The following is an 18,625-nucleotide window of genomic DNA, read 5'->3' on the forward strand; positions in this document are numbered from 1 at the left end:
GCGGGGGAGCGGCAAGGAGCGTCGAGTAAGCGGCGAGACGCAATGGAGGGCGCCCCTTACCGGACCTGGTGAGGGGCGCCCACGCGCGCGTGCTCAGCCGGCGACCGGAAGCCCGGCGGCCTTCCACGCCTGGAACCCGCCGATCAGGTCGGTCGCGTGGCGCAGACCCAGCTGCCGCAAGGAGACGGCCGCGAGGCTCGACGCATAACCCTCGTTGCAGATCACGACGACCCGCAGGTCGTGGCCCGTGGCCTCCGCGGCACGGTGGCTGCCCCGCGGGTCCAGGCGCCACTCCAGCTCGTTGCGCTCGACGACGAGGGCACCGGGGATCAGGCCGTCCCGCTCCCGCAGGGCGGCGTACCGGATGTCGACCAGAAGTCCTCCCGCGGCCGCGGTGTCACGCGCCTCTTCCGGAGTGACCCGCTCGAGGTCGAGACGCACGCGATCCAGCAACTCATCGATACCTACGGGGCGTTCGCCGGTGGGACGTTCGCCGGTGGGGTGCTCGGTCACTGCCAGTCCTCCGGGCGTTCCACGGACTCCAGGCGCAGGACCGCGCCCGTGCGGCTGTAGCGACGGATGCGCGGCAGCGGCGGGTAGTAGGCGTGCACGGAGATGGCGTGCTCGCCGTTGGACTCGTTCAGCACCTCGTGCACGTGGTTCTGACCGAAGGCCCTGCCCTTGCCGGCCGTCAACTCCCGCTCACGGTCGACCCCTTCGGACAGCTCCAGGGTCTTCCAGCCGTCGGTGGGCAACCGGGCGGCGAGCGCGTTCTCCTTGAGGGTGCCGGCAGCGGTGTAGAAGGCGCCCACCGACTCCGCGTGGTCATGCCACCCGGTGCCGGTGCCGGGCGGCCAGCCGATCAGCCAGGCCTCGCTGCCTCCGGGCCCTTCGAGACGCACCCAGGTACGCCCCTCAGGGTCCAGCGGGAGTGAGGCGATGAGCTCGGCGTCGCCGGCGCTCCTGCGTACGAACTCGAGGAGCTCGGCGGCTGTGGGCGCGGACCCCGCCGTGGAGCCATGGGTGGCGGAAGCGCGGGGGATGGAAACAGGAGCAGAGGCAGAAGCAGACACGGGGACCGTCCTGGAGGTTCGCGGAAGCGCGCGCCAAGAAGGAGAGGGCGCGCAGAGGAGAAGGCGGCGAATTCAGCAGGACGGACGACACACGCAGCCCGCATAGCGGACGAGGTCCATATGGACCCTCCGCCACAGGCGCACATCGGTGTCGGTCACGTTTCGGAGTAGACCATGACGCTGCGTGCCGGTCAACTCCTTCTCACTGTGTGGTCGGGCGGCCCGCAGGGGCCCCGCTCCCCGCCTTCTCCGTGGCGTCCGCGCTGTCCGCGCGCCGCTTCGGGGACGCCCCGCCAAGGGCTGTCTCGGCCGCCGTGTACAGCTCGGCGGGGCGCACCCCGCCGAGCGCCGTGACCAGATGGCCGTCGGGGCGGATGAGCAGCACCGAGTGCGCGGGGGCTCCGGGATAACTCTCCGCGACCAGCAGTTCCGCCGGGTGCGGCAGCGCCGAGACGGCGGCCGCGAGCCGGGGCATGATCCCGGCCGTCACCCAGTGCCGTCGCTCCCACACCACCGTGCCGGGCGCGACAAGGACGACGAGCAGTTGATTCGCGCCGAGCCGGTCGCGCAACCGCACGAAGGAGCCGTCGGGAGCCGTCACCGGCACATCGGCCACGGGTGACCCCGGTTCCGTCCCCACGGGCACCTCGGACTCGGAGGGCGGAGGTGCCAGCGGCGAGTCCGCGTACGACGCGGGTGCGCCGAGGGGCCCACGTCCCACGTGACCGTCGGTGAGCAGCGTGTCGTGCCCGCGCGCGGAACCGGGAACGTAGGAGCGCAGGCCCTTGCCGCCCCGCAGTATCGGCAGCGACTGATCGGCGGCGCGCAGGCGCGCGGCGACACCGGCCCGCCGCTCGGCCTGGTAGCTGTCGAGCAGGGCGTCGTGCGCGCCGTGGTGCCAGGCCAGGGCCAGCTTCCAGGCGAGGTTGTCCGCGTCCCGCAGCCCTTCGTCGAGCCCTTGCGTACCGAGCGCGCCGAGCAGATGCGCGGCGTCGCCCGCGAGGAAGGCACGGCCGACCCGCCACCGGCGGGCCAGCCGGTGATGGACGGTGTGCACCCCGGTGTCGAGCAGTTCGTACGGCGGGGTGGAGCCGCCGCACCAGCCCGCGAGGGTCTCGCGGATACGCACCACGAGCGCGTCCGGCGTCACGAGCTCGCCGCGCGGCGGCAGCAGCCAGTCGAGCCGCCACACCCCGCCGGCGAGCGGACGGCCCGTCACCTCGGCGCCCCCGTGGCGCCACGGAGGCATCCGATGCAACAACGCCTGGCCGGGCCCGGGAAGTTCCGTGCGCAGCGCGGCCACGGCGTGTCGCTCCACGGCCGTACGCCCCGGGAAGCGGACGTCGAGGAGCTTGCGCACGGTGGACCGTGGCCCGTCGCAGCCGACCAGGTAACTGCCGCGCCACCAGGTGTCCTTGGGGCCACGGGTGTGGGCGGTCAGCCCGTCCGCGTCCTGTTCCAGGGAGTCGAGCTTGCTCTCCACCGCGATCTTGACGAGGTGTTCCTCGGCGATGGCCGCGCGCAGGGCGCCGGTCAGTGCGTGCTGGGGCACATGGAGGGGGGCCGGTACCTCATCACTGAACGTGAGCTCCCGCATCAGCTGCTTGCGCCGCAGGGAACGCCAGCCGTCCCACCGCGCGCCCGACTCCTGGTCACCGAACGAGTGACCGGTGAGTCGCTCCATGAGGGCCGCGGTGTCATCCCGCAGGATGACGGTCCGCGCGGGCCGCTGCTCGTCCTTGCCGGGCCCTTCGTCGAGTACGACGGTGGGTACGGAGTGACGCGCGAGAGCCAGGGCAAGCGTGAGCCCCACGGGGCCCGCGCCGACGACGATCACCGGGTCCACGGTGCGTACCCTCCCGCCGCAAGGGCCCGGGAGCGCTGGACGTACGTACAGGAACTGGCAGTTGGAGCCCGGTGCACGATCACAGAACGTATGCAACCCACCGCTGGTGCCCGCGTCAAGTTGCCGCCCGACTGCTGTGGCGCTTGGGCGAACGCGTGACAAGGCTGTCGGCAGATCACACCGATGGTGTGGGCGGCGGCAAAGGCCCGTATGTGACACCGAAACGACGGAGGCAGTGGCCGTATGCCACTGCCTCCGTCGTTTGGCCGACCGTTCAGGAGATGCCGCTAGCCTCCGCCGCCAGCCGCGCCGAATCCGCCCCCGCCGCCCGCATCGTGGTCCCTACGGACCGTCTTGGGGCCGATCGTCTCCAGGTTTTCGAGCGCTTCGGGGCCCACCACGGCGCCCGTGCTCTTCTTGGACTGCCGCATTCGGCGCTCCAGCCAGGAGGCGAGGCTGGTGAGCAGCAGGTTCAGCACGATGAAGATCAGCGCGACGATGATGAAGCTGGGGATGACGCTCGCGTAGTACGACGCCGCCGTCTTCCGGGCGTTGAGCAGTTCGGTGAAGCTGAGCATCGCGCCGCCGAGCGCGGTGTCCTTGACGATGACGACGAGCTGGCTGACGAGCGCCGGGAGCATCGCGGTCACGGACTGCGGAAGCAGCACGCTCCTCATCGTCTGGCCCTTGCGCAGGCCGATCGCCTTGGCGGCTTCCGTCTGGCCCTTGGGCAGCGACAGGATGCCCGCCCGCACGATCTCGGCCAGCACCGAGGCGTTGTAGAGCACCAGGCCCGTCACCACGGCGTACATGGGGCGTGCGTCGACGCTGATGTCGCCGGACGTCGAGTAGAACTGGTTGGCGAAGACCATCAGGATCAGTACCGGGATCGCCCGGAAGAACTCGACGACGGCCCCGGCGGGAACCCTGATCCACCGGTGGTCGGAGAGCCGTGCGATACCGAAGAGCGCGCCCAGTGGAAGTGCGATCAGCATGGCGAGGCCTGCTGCCTTCAGCGTGTTCGCGAGTCCTGGCAGGAGATACGTCGTCCATGCCTCGGAGTCGGCGAGCCAGGGCTCCCACTTGGCCCACTCCAGCTGCCCCTTGTCGGACATCATGGTCCAGGCCCACCAGAGACCCAGAAGAATGAGCACAAGGAAGAGCAGGGAGAGAAGGACGTTGCGCCGCTTGGCGCGCGGCCCGGGTGCGTCATACAGGACGGAAGTCATCGCTTCACCGCCAGACGCTTGCCGAGCCAGCCGAGTATCAGGCCCGTCGGCAGGGTCAGCACCACGAATCCGAGCGCGAATATCGCGGTGATGAGGAACAACTGCGCCTCATTTTCGATCATTTCCTTCATCAGCAGAGCCGCCTCCGCCACACCGATGGCCGCTGCGACCGTGGTGTTCTTGGTCAGGGCGATCAGTACGTTGGTGAGGGGGCCGATCACGGAGCGGAAAGCCTGCGGCAGCACGATGAGACCGAGGACCTGACTGAAGCCCAGCCCGAGGGCGCGTGCAGCTTCCGCCTGGCCCAGCGGCACCGTGTTGATGCCGGACCGCACCGCCTCGCACACGAACGCCGCCGTATAGGCGCCGAGGCCGAGCACCGAGAGACGGAAGCCCAGCGTGTCGAAGTCGTTGCCCGCACCCAGAGTGATGCCGAAGACATCGGCGAGCCCGAGCGAGCTGAACACGATGATGACGGTCAGTGGGATGTTCCGCACGATGTTGACGTATGCGGTACCGAACCAACGCATGACCGGAACCGGGCTGACCCGCATGGCGGCCAGCAGAGTGCCCCAGACCAAGGAACCGATGCCTGCGAAGACGGTGAGCTTCACCGTCATCCAGAAGGCCTCGAGCAAGTCGTAGTCTTCAAGAAAGTCGAACACGATCTCCCGCGCTCTCGCATGTGGTGATGGCGAGGTACGCCGCCGCGTTTGAGCGGCGGCGTACCGGCGTGTGCCCTGTCAGTGGACCGGCTTCAGGAGCCGCTCCCACGAGGTCACTTGACGATGTCGCCGATCTTCGGGGCGGGCTCGTTCTTGTAGTTGGCCGGACCGAAGTTCTTCTTGACGGCCTTGTCCCAGGACTTGTCCGAGACCATCTTCTCGAGGGCCTTGTTGATCTGGTCCTTGAGCTTGGTGTCGCCCTTCTTGATGCCGATGCCGTAGTTCTCGTTGGTCAGCTTCAGGCCGGCGAGCTTGTACTTGCCCTTGTACTGCTCCTGCGCCGCGTAACCCGCGAGGATCGAGTCGTCCGTGGTCAGCGCGTCGACGGCGCTGCTGCCCAGGCCGTCGATGCACTCGGAGTAGGTGCTGTACTCGCGCAGCTGGGCCTTCGGCGCGATCTCCTTCTTGACGTTCTGCGCCGAGGTGGAGCCGGTCACCGAGCAGAGCTTCTTGCCGTTGAGGTCCGTGCCCTTGGAGATCTTGTCGTCGGACCGCACGAGCAGGTCCTGGTGGGCGAGGAGGTACGGCCCGGCGAAGTCGACCTTCTTCTCGCGCTCCTCGTTGATGGAGTACGACGCCGCGATGAACTTGACGTCACCGCGCTGCAGGGCGGTCTCGCGGTCCGCGCTGGGCGTTTCCTTCCACTCGATGTCCCCGGCCTCGTAGCCGAGCTCCTTGGCGACGTAGGTCGCGACATCGACGTCGAAGCCGGTGTAGCCGTCCGGCGTCTTCAGGCCGACACCCGGCTGGTCGAACTTGATGCCGATGGTGATCTTCTTGCCACCACCGGAGCCCTTGTCGTCCTTGTCGTCCGAGCCACAGGCCGTGGCGGTGACGGAGAGCGCGAGTACGGCGGCGGCTGCCGCGGTGACCTTGCGAGCCTTCATGGTGAACATCCTTTGTTTCGGCAGAAGAGGGTTGAGACGCAGGGGAGAACCACGCGTCAGTGGTGAAGGATCTTCGACAGGAAGTCCTTGGCCCGGTCGCTGCGCGGGTTGCTGAAGAACTGGTCCGGCACGGCCTCTTCGACGATCCGGCCGTCCGCCATGAAGACGACGCGGTTGGCCGCGGAGCGTGCGAAGCCCATCTCGTGGGTGACCACGACCATGGTCATGCCGTCACGCGCGAGCTGCTGCATGACCTCGAGGACCTCGTTGATCATCTCCGGGTCGAGCGCCGACGTGGGCTCGTCGAAGAGCATCACCTTGGGGTCCATGGCCAACGCGCGGGCGATCGCGACACGTTGCTGCTGGCCACCGGAGAGCTGTGCGGGGTACTTGTCGGCCTGCGTGGCGACACCCACACGGTCCAGGAGGCCGCGTGCCTTTGTCTCTGCTTCCGCCTTGGACGTCTTGCGCACCTTGATCTGGCCCAGCATCACGTTCTCGAGCACGGTCTTGTGCGCGAAAAGGTTGAAGGACTGGAAGACCATGCCCACGTCCGCACGGAGACGGGCGAGCTCCTTGCCCTCCTGGGGCAGTGGCTTGCCGTCGATCGAGATCTCTCCCGACTCGACCGTCTCCAGGCGGTTGATGGCGCGGCACAGCGTCGACTTGCCCGACCCGGAGGGGCCGATCACGACGACGACCTCACCGCGGGTGATGGTCAGGTCGATGTCCTGGAGGACGTGCAGAGCGCCGAAGTGCTTGTTGACGTTCTTCAGCACGACCAGGTCGTCCGCCCCGGGCGGTATGGCGTCCTTGGTCACCGATACTTCGGTCACGGCTTGTTGCTCCATCCTCCTCGGTTGGGAGGACAGTAATAACCCGGTGCGACCAGCGTCATTACATCTGAGGGGAAATTGAGCATAACGATCCGGCCGCAACCGGACACACCGTGTGAACGGGGACGCCGGGGCGCGTACCGGCTCCATAACGGAACGTGCCCGTGACCCGAACCCTCTTGACGCGGTCCTTACTCATCGGCGTGGATGCCATGGTGCGTGTGCACGCGCGCGTACCGGCCATCGGCGAGCGCGAACCGAACGACCGATGAACCGGAGGGGGCCCGTATGAGACTGCTCCTCGTCGAGGACGACGATCATGTGGCCGCCGCCCTGTCCGCGGTCCTGGCCAGGCACGGCTTCGACGTCGTGCACGCCCGCAGCGGCGAGGAAGCGCTGCAGGCCCTGCTGCCCGGCGCGACGGCACCCTTCGGAGTCGTGCTCCTCGACCTGGGGCTGCCCGACCAGGACGGCTACGAAGTGTGCGGAAAGATCCGCAAGCGCGGATCGATCCCCGTGATCATGGTGACGGCGCGTGCCGACGTGCGCTCGCGGATCCATGGCCTGAATCTCGGGGCCGACGACTACGTGGTGAAGCCGTACGACACCGGGGAGCTCATCGCCCGCATCCACGCAGTCATCCGCCGGCCCCCGTCCGGCGCCGCCGCGGGCCCCGCCGACAGCGAACTGCGCCTCGGTTCCGTACGCATTGAACTGCCCACCCGGCAGGTCAGCGTGGACGGTTCGACGGTCCAGCTGACCCGCAAGGAGTTCGACCTGCTCGCGCTCCTCGCGCAGCGGCCCGGTGTGGTGTTCCGCCGGGAGCAGATCATCAGCGAGGTGTGGCGCACCAGCTGGGAGGGAACGGGGCGCACCCTTGAGGTGCATGTCGCCTCCCTGCGCTCCAAGTTGCACATGCCGGCCCTGATCGAGACCGTCCGGGGCGTGGGCTATCGGCTCGTGGCCCCGGCCGCGTAGCGAGTAGCGAGGTCAGGTGCGCTCTCGCCTCCTCCCGCTGCTCATCGTCCTCATGGCGGGTGTGCTGCTCGCGCTCGGTTTCCCGCTCGCGGTGAGCGTGGCGGCGGCGCAGCAGCAGAAGGTGGTCATTGACCGGATCGACGACACGGCGCGGTTCGCGGCACTCGCGCAGTTCGTCACGAAACGTCCCACGGGTTCGCGCACGCGGGACAAGGACGAACGGCGCGAAACCCTCGAGACCGAACTCGCCTACTACCACGAGGTCTACGGGATCAAGGCGGGCGTCTTCTTCCGGGACGGTGAGCCCATGGCTCACGCCCCCAAGGACTGGTTCCTGCCTCCCAGGGGCGCCGAGGTGCGCGAGGCCTTCGAAGAGGCCCTCAGGTCCCGTGGAAGCCACAATCCGCGCCAGGTCTGGCCCTGGCAGCGCGGCCGGCTCGTCGTCGCGTCCCCGGTGATCAGGGACGGGGACGTCATCGCCGTCGTCGTCACCGACTCACCCACGGGACGCATGCGTTCGCAGACGCTGCAGGGCTGGCTGCTCATCGGTGCCGGCGAGTTGGCGGCGATGCTGCTCGCGGTCGGTGCCGCGCTGCGTCTCACCGGTTGGGTGCTGCGTCCGGTGCGGGTCCTGGACGCGACCACGCACGACATAGCGACCGGGCGCCTGAAGTCGCGGGTGGCGGCCGCGGGCGGGCCGCCGGAACTGAGGCGCCTGGCCCGGTCGTTCAACGAGATGGCCGACAACGTCGAGGACGTGCTCGAGCAGCAGCGGGCCTTCGTCGCCGACGCCTCGCATCAACTGCGCAACCCGCTCTCCGCGCTGCTGCTCCGCATCGAGCTGCTCGCCCTGGAACTGCCCGAGGGCAACGAGGAGATCGCCTCCGTGCGCACCGAGGGCAAACGCCTCGCCCAAGTGCTCGACGACCTCTTGGGCCTCGCCCTGGCCGAGCACGCCGCGGCTGATCTGCGGCTCACCGACATCGGGGAGCTCGCGGCCGAACGGGTCGGTGCCTGGCGGCCGCTCGCCGAGGAGCGCGGGGTGCGGCTGACGGGCCACTGCCCGGCGACCACCGGCTGGGCCGACCCGGTCGCGCTGTCCAGCGCCCTGGACGCGGTGATCGACAACGCCCTCAAGTTCACGCCCGAGGGCGAGGAGGTGCGGGTGAAGGTCTCCTGGAGCGGTGAGCGGACGACCGTAGTGATCACGGACGGCGGCCCCGGCCTCACGGAGGACGAACTGGCCCGCATCGGTGACCGCTTCTGGCGCAGCAATCGCCATCAGAACGTCAAGGGATCGGGCCTCGGCCTGTCCATCTCGCGCGCCCTGCTCACCGCGGGCGGCGGCTTCATCACGTACGAGCAGAACGAGCCGCACGGACTGCGGGTGACCGTCGGGGTGCCACGTGGCGAACCCGGGCACCAGGCCTGACGGCAAGGGCAACGGCTACGGCTACGGCTTGACCGACCGGTAGTAGCGGCGCGCACCCTCGTGCAGGTCCAACGGGTCCGTGTAGAGCGCCGTCCGCAGGTCCACCAGCTGGGCCGCGTGCACCTTGCCGCCGATGTGGTCGCGGCTGTCGATCACCGTGCGGGTCAGCCCCTCGGTCAGCTTCGGGTCCGCCCGGTCCGTCGTCACCAGGAGGTTCGCCACGGCCAGGGTGGGTACGGCGTCGTTCTGCTGGGCGGCCGGGTAGGCGTCGGCGGGCATCACCGCCGCCCGGTAGTAGCGGGAGGCTCCGCCCTGCTCGTGCAGCGCGTCCACGAGGGTGCCCAGCTCGACGAGGCGGATGTCGAACTCCTCGGAGAGCAGCCGCACCGTCGTGGTCGGCAGCCCGCCCGACCAGAAGAAGGCGTCGATGTCGCCCTTCTTGAGGAGGTCGGGCGCCTTGTCGATCCCGGCGTGCAGCGCCGTGAGGTCCTTCTCCGGATCGAGGTCGGCGGCCTTGAGCACCCGGTCCGCTATCAGCCGCACGCCCGAGCGCGGCTGCCCCACGGCCACCTTCTTGCCCCGCAGGTCCTGCGCCTTGTCGATGTCGGACGAGCGCCGGACGACGAGCTGCACGTAGTCGTCGTACAGCCGCGCACAACCCCGGAGCCCGTCCGCACCCGCACGCCCCTCCAGCCGGTACTTCTCCACGGCGTCGGCGGCCGCGATGGTGAAGTCGGCCTTCCCCGTGGCCACCCGCTCGACGTTCTGCTGCGACCCCTCGCTGTTGAGGAGCTCCACGTCCACCTTGGGCATGTCCTGGGAGACCGCGGTCCGCAGGAGCTTGCCGTACCGCTCGTACACGGCGTTCTTGACGCCTGTGCTGAACGTCATCCGGCCCTTCGGGGAGTCGTCGCCCACCGGGACGAGCCACCACATCAGGAGCCCGAAGACCACGAGGGCGGCCGCCGCACCCTGGAGTGCGCGCCGCCTGCTGATGTGGGGGAGTGCCGTGAGCATGCGCGCGATCCTGCCAGGCCACTCGCCACCATGGCCAGGGCAGAGCTCCCGGCGGGGACACTCCCGCGACCGCCTACCCTTGTCACATGAGCAGCGGCGACCGGGAACAGGCAGTGGGCGTTAAAGGAACGTACGAGGTACGCACTTACGGGTGCCAGATGAACGTCCACGATTCGGAGCGTCTCTCCGGTCTCCTCGAGGGCGCCGGATACGAACGTGCGCCCGAGGGCTCGGACGGCGACGCCGACGTGGTCGTCTTCAACACGTGCGCCGTCCGGGAGAACGCCGACAACCGTCTCTACGGGAACCTCGGCCGCCTGGCGCCGATGAAGACCAAGCGGCCCGGCATGCAGATCGCCGTCGGCGGCTGCCTGGCCCAGAAGGACCGCGACACCATCGTCAAGAAGGCCCCCTGGGTCGACGTCGTCTTCGGTACGCACAACATCGGCAAGCTGCCGGTCCTCCTGGAGCGGGCCCGCGTCCAGGAGGAGGCGCAGGTCGAGATCGCCGAATCCCTGGAGGCGTTCCCCTCGACGCTGCCCACGCGCCGCGAGAGCGCGTACGCGGCATGGGTCTCCATCTCCGTCGGCTGCAACAACACCTGCACCTTCTGCATCGTGCCCGCCCTGCGCGGCAAGGAGAAGGACCGCAGGACCGGCGACATCCTCGCCGAGATCGAGGCGCTCGTCTCCGAGGGCGTCTCCGAGATCACCCTGCTCGGCCAGAACGTGAACGCGTACGGCTCGGACATCGGTGACCGCGAGGCCTTCAGCAAGCTCCTGCGGGCCTGCGGGAAGATCGAGGGCCTGGAGCGCGTGCGCTTCACGTCCCCGCACCCGCGCGACTTCACGGACGACGTGATCGCGGCCATGGCCGAGACCCCGAACGTGATGCCGCAGCTGCACATGCCGCTCCAGTCCGGCTCGGACCCCATCCTCAAGGCGATGCGCCGCTCGTACCGCCAGGACCGCTTCCTCGGCATCATCGAGAAGGTCCGCGCCGCCATGCCCGAGGCCGCGATCACCACCGACATCATCGTCGGCTTCCCCGGGGAGACCGAGGAGGACTTCGAGCAGACGATGCACGTGGTCCGCGAGGCCCGCTTCGCCAACGCCTTCACCTTCCAGTACTCCAAGCGCCCCGGTACGCCCGCGGCGACCATGGAGGGGCAGATCCCCAAGGAGGTCGTGCAGGCGCGCTACATGCGTCTGTCCGCCCTCCAGGAGGAGATCGCCTGGGACGAGAACAAGAAGCAGGTCGGCAGGACCCTGGAGCTGATGGTGGCCGAGGGCGAGGGCCGCAAGGACGGCTCCACCCACCGCCTCTCCGGACGCGCCCCGGACAACCGCCTGGTCCACTTCACCAAGCCCGACACCGAGGTCCGCCCCGGTGACGTCGTGACGGTCGAGATCACCTACGCGGCGCCGCACCACCTGCTCGCCGAGGGCCCCGTCCTGAACGTGCGCCCCACGCGCGCGGGGGACGCCTGGGAGAAGCGCAACGCCGAGGCGGCCGCCAAGCCCGCGGGCGTGATGCTCGGGCTGCCGAAGATCGGCGCCCCCGAGCCGCTTCCGGTGGCCGCCGGCAGTGGCTGCGGCTGCGACTGACCTGGACGAGCACGTTCGACGATCGGGTGGCGGACAACGGGGGGCGGGCCGATGGCGCGCTGGGCGCTGATGATGGAGAACCCGCCGGGGCCGGGGGCTTGGCATCTGTTCGAGCTGATGGCCACGGTGGACGGCACGCATGAGGAGGCGGTGGAGCGGTTCGCGGAGTTCGTCCGCCTGTACCGCCCAAGCACCCGCGTTATCCCGTACGGATGCGGCCCTACCGCACGGCCGACGGCTGGATGGTGATCGGCGACGGCTCGTCGGGGGGATCTTTCCCGTACCGCTTCTCGATCTCCGAGCCGGAATGGGACTCGGGACCGATCTCCTACTAGTGCGCCGACGAGCGTTACGCTGCGGATCATGCTTGTCGCCGCAGCCGTCTGCCCCTGCCCACCCTTGCTCGTCCCCGAGGTGGCCGCGGGTGCCGCCCCCGAACTGGACGCCGCGCGCGCCGCGTGCACGGACGCCATCGGGGTGCTCGCGGCCTCACGCGCCGACCGGCTTGTCGTGGTCGGCCCCGCCGGGGAGAGCGGGCGTGGCCCGCATCCTCAGGGCGCGCGTGGGTCCTTCCGTGGCTTCGGCGTGGACCTCTACGTCCGCCTCGGGCCTTCCGGCGACGATGTGGCGGAGGGCCTCCTTCCGCCTTCGCTCGCCGTGGCTGCCTGGCTGCTCGACCGCACGAAATGGTCGGCGGCCCCGCTCGAAGGTCTCGGGGTGGGGGAACCTCTGGAGGCCGAGCGGTGTATCCAAGTCGGAAGGGAAATCGCGGCGGGGGCCGACCGCGTGGCACTGCTGGTGATGGGCGACGCCAGCGCGTGCCGCACGCTGAAGGCACCGGGGTATCTCGACGAGCGGGCGGCCGGCTTCGACGCGGAGGTCGCTCGTGCGCTGGGCGCCGCGGACATCGAGGCGCTCAAGGCGCTGGACGAGGAGCTGGCGTATGAACTGAAGGTGGCGGGGCGGGCACCGTGGCAGGTGCTCGCGGGCGCGGCCGAGGGCGCGGGCCTGAGTGGCGAGCTGCTCTACGAGGACGCTCCGTACGGCGTCGGGTATCTGGTGTCCACCTGGTCGTAGCGGCCGGCGCGGCGCGAGCCGCACGCGCGGCCTGAGGCGCCGACGCGGAGCCCCGCCATCCGCACGGCCGACGCACGGCGACGGCCGCGGAGCTGGTGGCGCTCCACGGCCGTCCGCCGGAGTCGTTCAGCGGGTGACCTGGCGACGTACTCAGCCGGCGCTCCGGCGCCGTCATGCGGCCGGTGAGCCGACGAGTGATTCAGCCGGTGGTTCAGGAAGCCGGAGGAGGCGTCGGAGGGGTGGGCCCGCCACCCGTGCCCTTGCCCTTGTCGGGCGTTCCGGCGAGGCGGTCCACGGCGTCCTTCGCCTTGCCCGTCCCCGTCTGGATCTTGTCGCTGTACTTGCCCTTGGTCTTGGCGTCGACCACTTGCGCGGCCTTGTCGAGACCCTGGTCGATCCTGTCCCCGTGCTGCTGCGCGAGGCCCGCGACCTTGCCCTTGGCCGGGGCGAGCTTGTTCTTCAGGTTCTGCAGGAAGCCCATCGGTCACCTTCCCTCGCCGGGGGAGTCACTTGCGGGCGCCTTCGTCGGCTTCGTCGTTGTCGGCTGCCTTCTCGGCGGACTGCTGCTTCGGGATGTCCACGTTCTCCCCGGAGGCCGCCTCGGTGTCGTCCGGCTCGTCACCGGACTTGCCCTTGGACTCGGACTCGGACTCGGTTTTGGCTTCGGCCGCCGCCTCTGCCTTCGCCTCGGCCTTTTCGTCGGCCTTCTTGGCGGACGCCGTCCCGGCTTCGGCCGCGCCCTTGGGCTCGTCCCCGACGGCGGCTTCGGCCTTGGCCTCGCCCTTGTCGGCCTCCGGTTCGGTGGACTTCCCGGCCGCTTCCGCCTCGGCCGTGCGGGCGCCCGCTGCCGCCTCGGCCGTGGACGCCTCTTCCGTGTCCTTGGACTTCCTACGGAACCGTGCAAAAACGCCCATATCTACTCCATACGGTACTCGTGTGGGCGAAATCCCGCGCCGCCCGGTGCGCCCTGTTGCGCCTCCCGGGTCGCCGATCCTCAAAACCGGCGGCCGGAACCTCGCAACAGGCAACGACCCCGGACGTGTGGCGTCACGTAGCTCGTTCGGGAAGTCGCCGCGGGGTTTGCGAGACTGGGGCGGTGAGTAGAGCAGCTCCCGCACCGCGGGTCATCGCCGTCGTCGGGCCGACCGCGGCAGGAAAGTCCGATCTGGGCGTTTTTCTGGCCCAGCGCCTCGGCGGCGAAGTCGTCAACGCCGACTCCATGCAGCTCTACAGAGGGATGGACATCGGCACCGCCAAGCTGACGCTCGAAGAGCGCGACGGAGTGCCGCACCACCTCCTCGACATCTGGGACGTCACGGAGGTCGCGAGCGTCGCCGAGTACCAGAAGCTGGCGCGCGCCGAGATCGACCGCCTCCTCGCCGACGGACGCTGGCCGATCCTGGTCGGCGGCTCCGGGCTCTATGTCAGGGGCGCCGTCGACCACCTGGAATTCCCCGGCACCGACCCCGAGGTCCGGGCCCGCCTGGAGGGCGAGCTCGCCCTGCACGGCTCCGGCGCGCTCCACGCCCGCCTCGCTGCCGCCGACCCGGGAGCGGGCCGGGCCATCCTCCCCAGCAACGGCCGCCGGATCGTCCGTGCCCTCGAGGTCATCGAGATCACCGGCAAGCCCTTCACCGCCAACCTCCCCGGCCACGACTCCGTCTACGACACCGTCCAGATCGGCGTCGACGTGGGCCGCCCCGAACTCGACGAACGCATCGCCACGCGTGTGGACCGCATGTGGGACGCGGGTCTCGTCGACGAGGTGCGCTCCCTGGAGGCCGTGGGCCTGCGCGACGGGCGTACGGCGTCGCGTGCGCTCGGGTACCAGCAGGTGCTCGCGGCGCTCGCGGGGGAGTGCACCGACGACGAGGCGCGCGCGGAGACCGTGCGCGCGACCAAGCGTTTCGCGCGTCGTCAGGACTCGTGGTTCCGCCGCGATCCCCGGGTGCACTGGCTCAGTGGTGCCATGGCCGATCGAGGGGAACTCCCAGGACGGGCAATGGCGTTGGTCGAACGAGCGGTCACAGCCTGATCACGTGATGGCATCGGGACGCTCCGGCGGTCATCCCGGCCCCTGGCGCCGTGCCATCATCGACCATCGATCGACCAGTGGAGTCCGGAGTGGGAGGGCGGATGGCGATGGAGGCCGGCCCTCGTGACACCGCGCATGACGGCGGCGAGCTGACCCCGGACGGTCCTGATGAGATGCCGGGCGACATGACCGACGACGGTCCCGTCGCGGACGCGATGGCCGCGGCGGAAGTCGAGGTCGAACTGCGACCGCAGCGCCGACTGCGCATCTGGCAGCTCGCGCCGATCGTCGTACTCGCCGCCGCCGGATCGCTGATGTTCGCCTTCCCGCTCGCCTTCGAGTTCGGGGACGGCGGTGCCGTCGTCGCCATGCTCGGGCTCCTGATCAGCAGCTGCGCCGCGGGCTGGGGCATGATGGCCGCCCGCCGCGTGGGGCACACCTGGCCGGGGCTGCCGGAACGCGGTTCCGGACGCCGCCCGGACTGGCGGATCGTCTCCGCGTACGCCCTGGTCTTCCTCGCCGTCGCCGTCCTCGCCGTGTGGCGGGTCGCGCGCCTTCGCTGACGGCATCACGCCAGGTCAGAGCCTCGCCGGTCACCTTGACGACGGACTGTCCGTGCTACCCCGTACGATCGAGGAATGAGCACGCGGATCGCCTTCCTCAAGGGGCACGGGACCGAGAACGACTTCGTGATCATCCCGGACCCCGACAACGCCATCGCGTTGCCCCCGACCGCTGTCGCCGCCCTGTGCGACCGCCGTGCGGGCATCGGGGGCGACGGTCTGCTGCACGTCGTGCGTACCGCGGCGCACCCCGAGGTGCGCCACCTGGCCGCCGACGCCGAGTGGTTCATGGACTACCGCAACGGCGATGGGTCGATCGCCGAGATGTGCGGCAACGGCGTGCGCGTCTTCGCCCGCTATCTGCAGCGCGCCGGCCTGGTGGGCGAGGGTGACCTGGCCGTCGCGACCCGGGGCGGCGTGAAGACCGTGCACATCGCCAAGGCCGAGGCCGGCGGGGACGTCACCGTGGGCATGGGCAAGGCGTCCTTCCCCGAGGGGGACGTCACCGTCTCCGTGGCCGACCGGCACTGGCCCGCACGCAACGTGAACATGGGCAACCCGCACGCGGTCGCCTTCGTCGACGACCTGGCCCACGCGGGCAAGCTGTACGACGCGCCACCATTCAGCCCCGCTTCGGCGTACCCGCAAGGTGTGAACGTCGAGTTCGTCGTCGACCGTGGCCCGCGTCACGTCGCCATGCGGGTGCACGAGCGCGGCGCGGGCGAGACCCGCTCGTGCGGCACGGGCGCGTGCGCCGTGGCCGTCGCGGCGGCGCGCAGGGACGGGGCCGACCCCGTGACGACCGGTTCGCCGGTCACGTACACCGTCGATCTGCCCGGTGGGAGCCTGGTGATCACCGAGCGGCCCGACGGCGAGATCGAGATGACGGGCCCCGCGGTGATCGTTGCCGAAGGCATGATCGACGCGGAATGGCTCGAAACTGTAAACCCGTGAACTGTCGCTCGAATGGGTGATCCGTTTCACGCTCGGCGAGAGGCGGTCAGCGGCGCGTGATGGGCTCGGTAGCATCAAGCACCGGCCCGGACGGAGCACGCCGTCGTCCGCTCACCGCCGGTCGGAGCAGCCGGAGGTGCCCATGAGTGCGGAGGCTACAAACCCTGCGATGTCTGGCCCCGTGACGCCCGGAGCCCAGCGCAGGCGCGGTCGTCCGCGGCTTGACCTGCGAAGGCTTGGCCGGGCAGCCCTCCTTGGGTCGGCCACGCGGGGCCGGTTGCCGGACGCGATCGGCCATGTGGCGGAAGCCCACCGCGCCCACTACCCGGACGCGGATCTGGAGCCCCTGCGGCGCGCGTGGGTCCTCGCGGAGTCCTCCCACCGCGGCCAGATGCGCAAGAGTGGTGAGCCGTACATCACACATCCGCTCGCGGTGACCCTGATCCTCGCCCAACTGGGCGCCGAGACCACCACCTTGACCGCGTCCCTGCTCCACGACACCGTCGAGGACACCGATGTGACGCTCGATCAGGTGCGCACGGAATTCGGCGACGACGTCTGCTATCTGGTCGACGGCGTCACGAAGCTGGAAAAGGTCGACTACGGAGCGGCCGCCGAGCCCGAGACCTTCCGCAAGATGCTCGTGGCCACCGGCAACGACGTACGTGTCATGTCGATCAAGCTGGCCGACCGCCTGCACAACATGCGCACGCTCGGTGTCATGCGCCCCGAGAAACAGGCACGTATCGCCAAGGTGACGCGGGACGTGCTCATCCCGCTCGCGGAACGCCTCGGTGTGCAGGCGCTCAAGACCGAGCTGGAGGACCTCGTGTTCGCGATCCTCCACCCGGAGGAGTACGCCGAGGTCGAGGAGCTGATCGCGGCCAACGCGGCCGGCGGCGGCGACCCGCTGGAAGGAACGGCGGACGACGTCCGGGCGGTGCTTCGCGAGGCGGGCATCGCGGCCGAAGTCCTCATCAGGCCACGGCACTACGTCTCGGTCCACCGGGTGCACCGCAAACGCGGTGAGATGCGCGCGGCCGACTTCGGGCGGCTCCTGGTCCTGGTGAACGAGGACGCGGACTGTTATGGCGTGCTCGGCGAGCTGCACACCTGCTTCACGCCGGTGGTCTCGGAGTTCAAGGACTTCATCGCCGTACCGAAGTTCAACCTCTACCAATCGCTGCACACGGCCGTGGCCCGCCCGGACGGAGAGGTCGCCGAAGTCCTCATCCGTACGCACCAGATGCACAAGGTCGCCGAAGCAGGCGTCGTCGCGCTGCACAATCCGTACGCTCCTCCTTCGGAGGAGCAGTCCGACACCGCTTCGGACGCCCCTTCCGACGACGCCGTGGAGGGCGAGCGCGCCGACCCGACCCGGCCCGGCTGGCTCTCCCGCCTGCTCGACTGGCAGGAAGCGGCCCCCGACCCCGACACGTTCTGGTCCACCCTCCGCGAAGACCTCGCCCAGGACCGAGAGATCGCCGTCTTCCGCCCCGACGGCGGCACTCTCGGACTGCCCGCGGGCGCGAGCTGCGTGGACGCCGCCTACGCCCAGTACGGCGAGGACGCCCACGCCTGCATCGGTGCACGCGTCAACGGACGCCTCGCGACGCTGAGCACGGTCCTGCACGACGGCGACACGGTCCAGCTGCTCATGGGGCAGGACGTGGCGTCCGGACCCTCTCGCGAGTGGCTCGACCACGCCCGCACGCCCGGCGCGCGGATCGCCATCCGGCGCTGGCTCACGACCCACCCCACGCCCGCTGCACCCGCCGCATCGGCCCCGGCCCCGGCCCCGGAGAAGGCGACTCCGCCGCCGCAGGCCGCCGACTTCCCGCGCCCCGCGGCGGCGAACGCCGTGGTGGACAGGGAAGGCGCGACCGTACGCCTCGCGGGCTGTTGTACGCCGGTGCCGCCCGACGAGGTGACCGCCTTCGCCGTGCGCGGCGGGGTCGTCACCGTGCACCGCGTCGAGTGTCCGGCCGTCGCGCGCATGAAGGAAGTGGGGCGTGCGGAGATCGGTGTGCGCTGGGGGGACAGCGCGGAGTGCCGGGTCACCTTGATCGCCGAATCGTTCGGGCGAGCGCATCTGCTGGCCGACCTCACCGAAGCCATCGCCCTGGAGGGCGTCGAGGTCATGTCGGCGACCGTCGAGCCGCCGAGCCAGCAGCGCGTGCGCCACACGTACACGCTGCAACTGCCGGACGCGGCGCACCTTCCGGGTCTGATGCGTGCGATGCGTGCGGTGCCCGGGGTGTACGACGTCAGTCGTGCCCAGCACCCGGCGGCAGCGACTTCGTAGGCGTCACCCCGGGTGCAGACGTCGCCCCGACCGCCTACTGGCGACCCGTTCGAGTGGCATG

General features: G+C 69.9%; 20 protein-coding genes. 9 read left to right on the top strand and 11 right to left on the bottom strand.

Annotation, left to right across the window (positions count from 1 at the left end):
• Window positions 1-93 precede the first annotated feature (93 nt).
• The 8 genes from ACWD02_RS17415 to ACWD02_RS17450 form a co-directional block, all read right to left on the bottom strand.
• Window positions 94-513 (bottom strand): rhodanese-like domain-containing protein, encoded by a 420-nt coding sequence (locus ACWD02_RS17415; RefSeq protein ID WP_451210920.1) that lies wholly within the window; start codon window positions 511-513, stop codon window positions 94-96.
• Window positions 510-1,073: a cysteine dioxygenase gene (locus ACWD02_RS17420; RefSeq protein WP_451210922.1), complete on the bottom strand. Its 564-nt coding sequence runs from the start codon at window positions 1,071-1,073 to the stop codon at window positions 510-512. Before ACWD02_RS17420 ends, ACWD02_RS17415 begins: the two co-directional genes overlap by 4 nt.
• Before the next feature lie 72 nt (window positions 1,074-1,145).
• Window positions 1,146-1,193 (bottom strand): hypothetical protein, encoded by a 48-nt coding sequence (locus tag ACWD02_RS17425; RefSeq protein ID WP_309506048.1) that lies wholly within the window; start codon window positions 1,191-1,193, stop codon window positions 1,146-1,148.
• 82 nt (window positions 1,194-1,275) lie between these two features.
• Window positions 1,276-2,919: an FAD-dependent monooxygenase gene (locus ACWD02_RS17430; protein ID WP_451210925.1), complete on the bottom strand. Its 1,644-nt coding sequence runs from the start codon at window positions 2,917-2,919 to the stop codon at window positions 1,276-1,278.
• Window positions 2,920-3,206: 287 nt separating this feature from the next.
• Window positions 3,207-4,148, bottom strand: coding sequence for an amino acid ABC transporter permease (locus ACWD02_RS17435; protein WP_451210927.1), 942 nt, complete (start codon window positions 4,146-4,148; stop codon window positions 3,207-3,209).
• Window positions 4,145-4,813 carry an amino acid ABC transporter permease gene (locus ACWD02_RS17440; protein WP_451210929.1) on the bottom strand — a complete coding sequence of 223 codons (669 nt, stop codon included), beginning with the start codon at window positions 4,811-4,813 and terminating at the stop codon, window positions 4,145-4,147. The genes ACWD02_RS17435 and ACWD02_RS17440 overlap by 4 nt, the downstream gene beginning before the upstream one ends.
• Before the next feature lie 113 nt (window positions 4,814-4,926).
• Window positions 4,927-5,760, bottom strand: coding sequence for a glutamate ABC transporter substrate-binding protein (locus ACWD02_RS17445; RefSeq protein WP_451210932.1), 834 nt, complete (start codon window positions 5,758-5,760; stop codon window positions 4,927-4,929).
• Window positions 5,761-5,816: 56 nt separating this feature from the next.
• Entirely contained in the window at window positions 5,817-6,596 is a 780-nt protein-coding gene (locus ACWD02_RS17450; RefSeq protein WP_451210935.1) for an amino acid ABC transporter ATP-binding protein, read from the bottom strand.
• Between the two features lie 288 nt (window positions 6,597-6,884).
• Here ACWD02_RS17450 and ACWD02_RS17455 point away from each other — a divergent pair, with 288 nt between their 5' ends.
• The gene (locus ACWD02_RS17455) at window positions 6,885-7,574 is read left to right on the top strand and encodes a response regulator transcription factor (protein WP_363210001.1); all 690 of its coding nucleotides are present in this window, start codon (window positions 6,885-6,887) and stop codon (window positions 7,572-7,574) included.
• A 16-nt stretch (window positions 7,575-7,590) separates the two neighbouring features.
• Complete coding sequence (locus ACWD02_RS17460) at window positions 7,591-9,006, top strand: ATP-binding protein (RefSeq protein ID WP_451210939.1); 1,416 nt, start codon at window positions 7,591-7,593, stop codon at window positions 9,004-9,006.
• Window positions 9,007-9,027: 21 nt separating this feature from the next.
• On the opposite strand, the gene ACWD02_RS17465 is transcribed toward ACWD02_RS17460, so the two are convergent.
• Window positions 9,028-10,023, bottom strand: a complete 996-nt coding sequence (locus ACWD02_RS17465) for a TAXI family TRAP transporter solute-binding subunit (RefSeq protein WP_451210941.1) — start codon at window positions 10,021-10,023, stop codon at window positions 9,028-9,030.
• Window positions 10,024-10,109: 86 nt separating this feature from the next.
• On the opposite strand from ACWD02_RS17465, the gene miaB reads away from it, so the two are divergent.
• The 3 genes from miaB (at window position 10,110) to ACWD02_RS17480 (ending at window position 12,707) form a co-directional block, all read left to right on the top strand.
• On the top strand, window positions 10,110-11,630 hold the full coding sequence (gene miaB, locus ACWD02_RS17470) for a tRNA (N6-isopentenyl adenosine(37)-C2)-methylthiotransferase MiaB (protein WP_451210944.1): 1,521 nt from the start codon (window positions 10,110-10,112) through the stop codon (window positions 11,628-11,630).
• Window positions 11,631-11,842: 212 nt separating this feature from the next.
• Window positions 11,843-11,965, top strand: a complete 123-nt coding sequence (locus ACWD02_RS17475) for a hypothetical protein (protein ID WP_451210947.1) — start codon at window positions 11,843-11,845, stop codon at window positions 11,963-11,965.
• A gap of 28 nt (window positions 11,966-11,993) precedes the next feature.
• Window positions 11,994-12,707, top strand: coding sequence for a class III extradiol dioxygenase subunit B-like domain-containing protein (locus tag ACWD02_RS17480; protein WP_451210950.1), 714 nt, complete (start codon window positions 11,994-11,996; stop codon window positions 12,705-12,707).
• A 211-nt stretch (window positions 12,708-12,918) separates the two neighbouring features.
• Here ACWD02_RS17480 and ACWD02_RS17485 read toward each other — a convergent pair whose 3' ends face one another.
• Both ACWD02_RS17485 and ACWD02_RS17490 read right to left on the bottom strand, forming a co-directional pair.
• Entirely contained in the window at window positions 12,919-13,188 is a 270-nt protein-coding gene (locus ACWD02_RS17485) for an antitoxin (RefSeq protein ID WP_451210952.1), read from the bottom strand.
• Between the two features lie 25 nt (window positions 13,189-13,213).
• Complete coding sequence (locus ACWD02_RS17490) at window positions 13,214-13,621, bottom strand: hypothetical protein (RefSeq protein WP_451210955.1); 408 nt, start codon at window positions 13,619-13,621, stop codon at window positions 13,214-13,216.
• Window positions 13,622-13,803: 182 nt separating this feature from the next.
• On the opposite strand from ACWD02_RS17490, the gene miaA reads away from it, so the two are divergent.
• The 4 genes from miaA to ACWD02_RS17510 all read left to right on the top strand — a co-directional run bounded on the left by miaA (window position 13,804) and on the right by ACWD02_RS17510 (window position 18,564).
• Window positions 13,804-14,742, top strand: coding sequence for a tRNA (adenosine(37)-N6)-dimethylallyltransferase MiaA (gene miaA, locus ACWD02_RS17495; protein ID WP_451210958.1), 939 nt, complete (start codon window positions 13,804-13,806; stop codon window positions 14,740-14,742).
• Between the two features lie 101 nt (window positions 14,743-14,843).
• On the top strand, window positions 14,844-15,305 hold the full coding sequence (locus ACWD02_RS17500) for a hypothetical protein (RefSeq protein ID WP_451210961.1): 462 nt from the start codon (window positions 14,844-14,846) through the stop codon (window positions 15,303-15,305).
• 75 nt (window positions 15,306-15,380) lie between these two features.
• A complete protein-coding gene (gene dapF, locus ACWD02_RS17505) occupies window positions 15,381-16,259 on the top strand; it encodes a diaminopimelate epimerase (protein ID WP_451210964.1) in 879 nt (292 codons plus the stop codon).
• A gap of 142 nt (window positions 16,260-16,401) precedes the next feature.
• Window positions 16,402-18,564: a RelA/SpoT family protein gene (locus ACWD02_RS17510; RefSeq protein ID WP_451210967.1), complete on the top strand. Its 2,163-nt coding sequence runs from the start codon at window positions 16,402-16,404 to the stop codon at window positions 18,562-18,564.
• Window positions 18,565-18,625: the final 61 nt, after the last annotated feature.

The sequence above is a fragment of the Streptomyces sp. NPDC002853 genome, from assembly GCF_053591915.1.

Excerpts from the sequence above, each read along its gene's own strand:
- ACWD02_RS17485 (WP_451210952.1), bottom strand. The coding sequence starts at position 13,188 with ATGGGCTTCCTGCAGAACCTGAAGAACAAGCTCGCCCCGGCCAAGGGC.
- ACWD02_RS17475 (WP_451210947.1), top strand. The coding sequence starts at position 11,843 with ATGCGGCCCTACCGCACGGCCGACGGCTGGATGGTGATCGGCGACGGC.
- ACWD02_RS17435 (WP_451210927.1), bottom strand. The coding sequence starts at position 4,148 with ATGACTTCCGTCCTGTATGACGCACCCGGGCCGCGCGCCAAGCGGCGC.
- ACWD02_RS17445 (WP_451210932.1), bottom strand. The coding sequence starts at position 5,760 with ATGAAGGCTCGCAAGGTCACCGCGGCAGCCGCCGCCGTACTCGCGCTC.
- ACWD02_RS17465 (WP_451210941.1), bottom strand. The coding sequence starts at position 10,023 with ATGCTCACGGCACTCCCCCACATCAGCAGGCGGCGCGCACTCCAGGGT.
- dapF (WP_451210964.1), top strand. The coding sequence starts at position 15,381 with ATGAGCACGCGGATCGCCTTCCTCAAGGGGCACGGGACCGAGAACGAC.
- ACWD02_RS17500 (WP_451210961.1), top strand. The coding sequence starts at position 14,844 with ATGGCGATGGAGGCCGGCCCTCGTGACACCGCGCATGACGGCGGCGAG.
- miaB (WP_451210944.1), top strand. The coding sequence starts at position 10,110 with ATGAGCAGCGGCGACCGGGAACAGGCAGTGGGCGTTAAAGGAACGTAC.
- ACWD02_RS17490 (WP_451210955.1), bottom strand. The coding sequence starts at position 13,621 with ATGGGCGTTTTTGCACGGTTCCGTAGGAAGTCCAAGGACACGGAAGAG.
- ACWD02_RS17480 (WP_451210950.1), top strand. The coding sequence starts at position 11,994 with ATGCTTGTCGCCGCAGCCGTCTGCCCCTGCCCACCCTTGCTCGTCCCC.
- ACWD02_RS17455 (WP_363210001.1), top strand. The coding sequence starts at position 6,885 with ATGAGACTGCTCCTCGTCGAGGACGACGATCATGTGGCCGCCGCCCTG.
- ACWD02_RS17510 (WP_451210967.1), top strand. The coding sequence starts at position 16,402 with ATGAGTGCGGAGGCTACAAACCCTGCGATGTCTGGCCCCGTGACGCCC.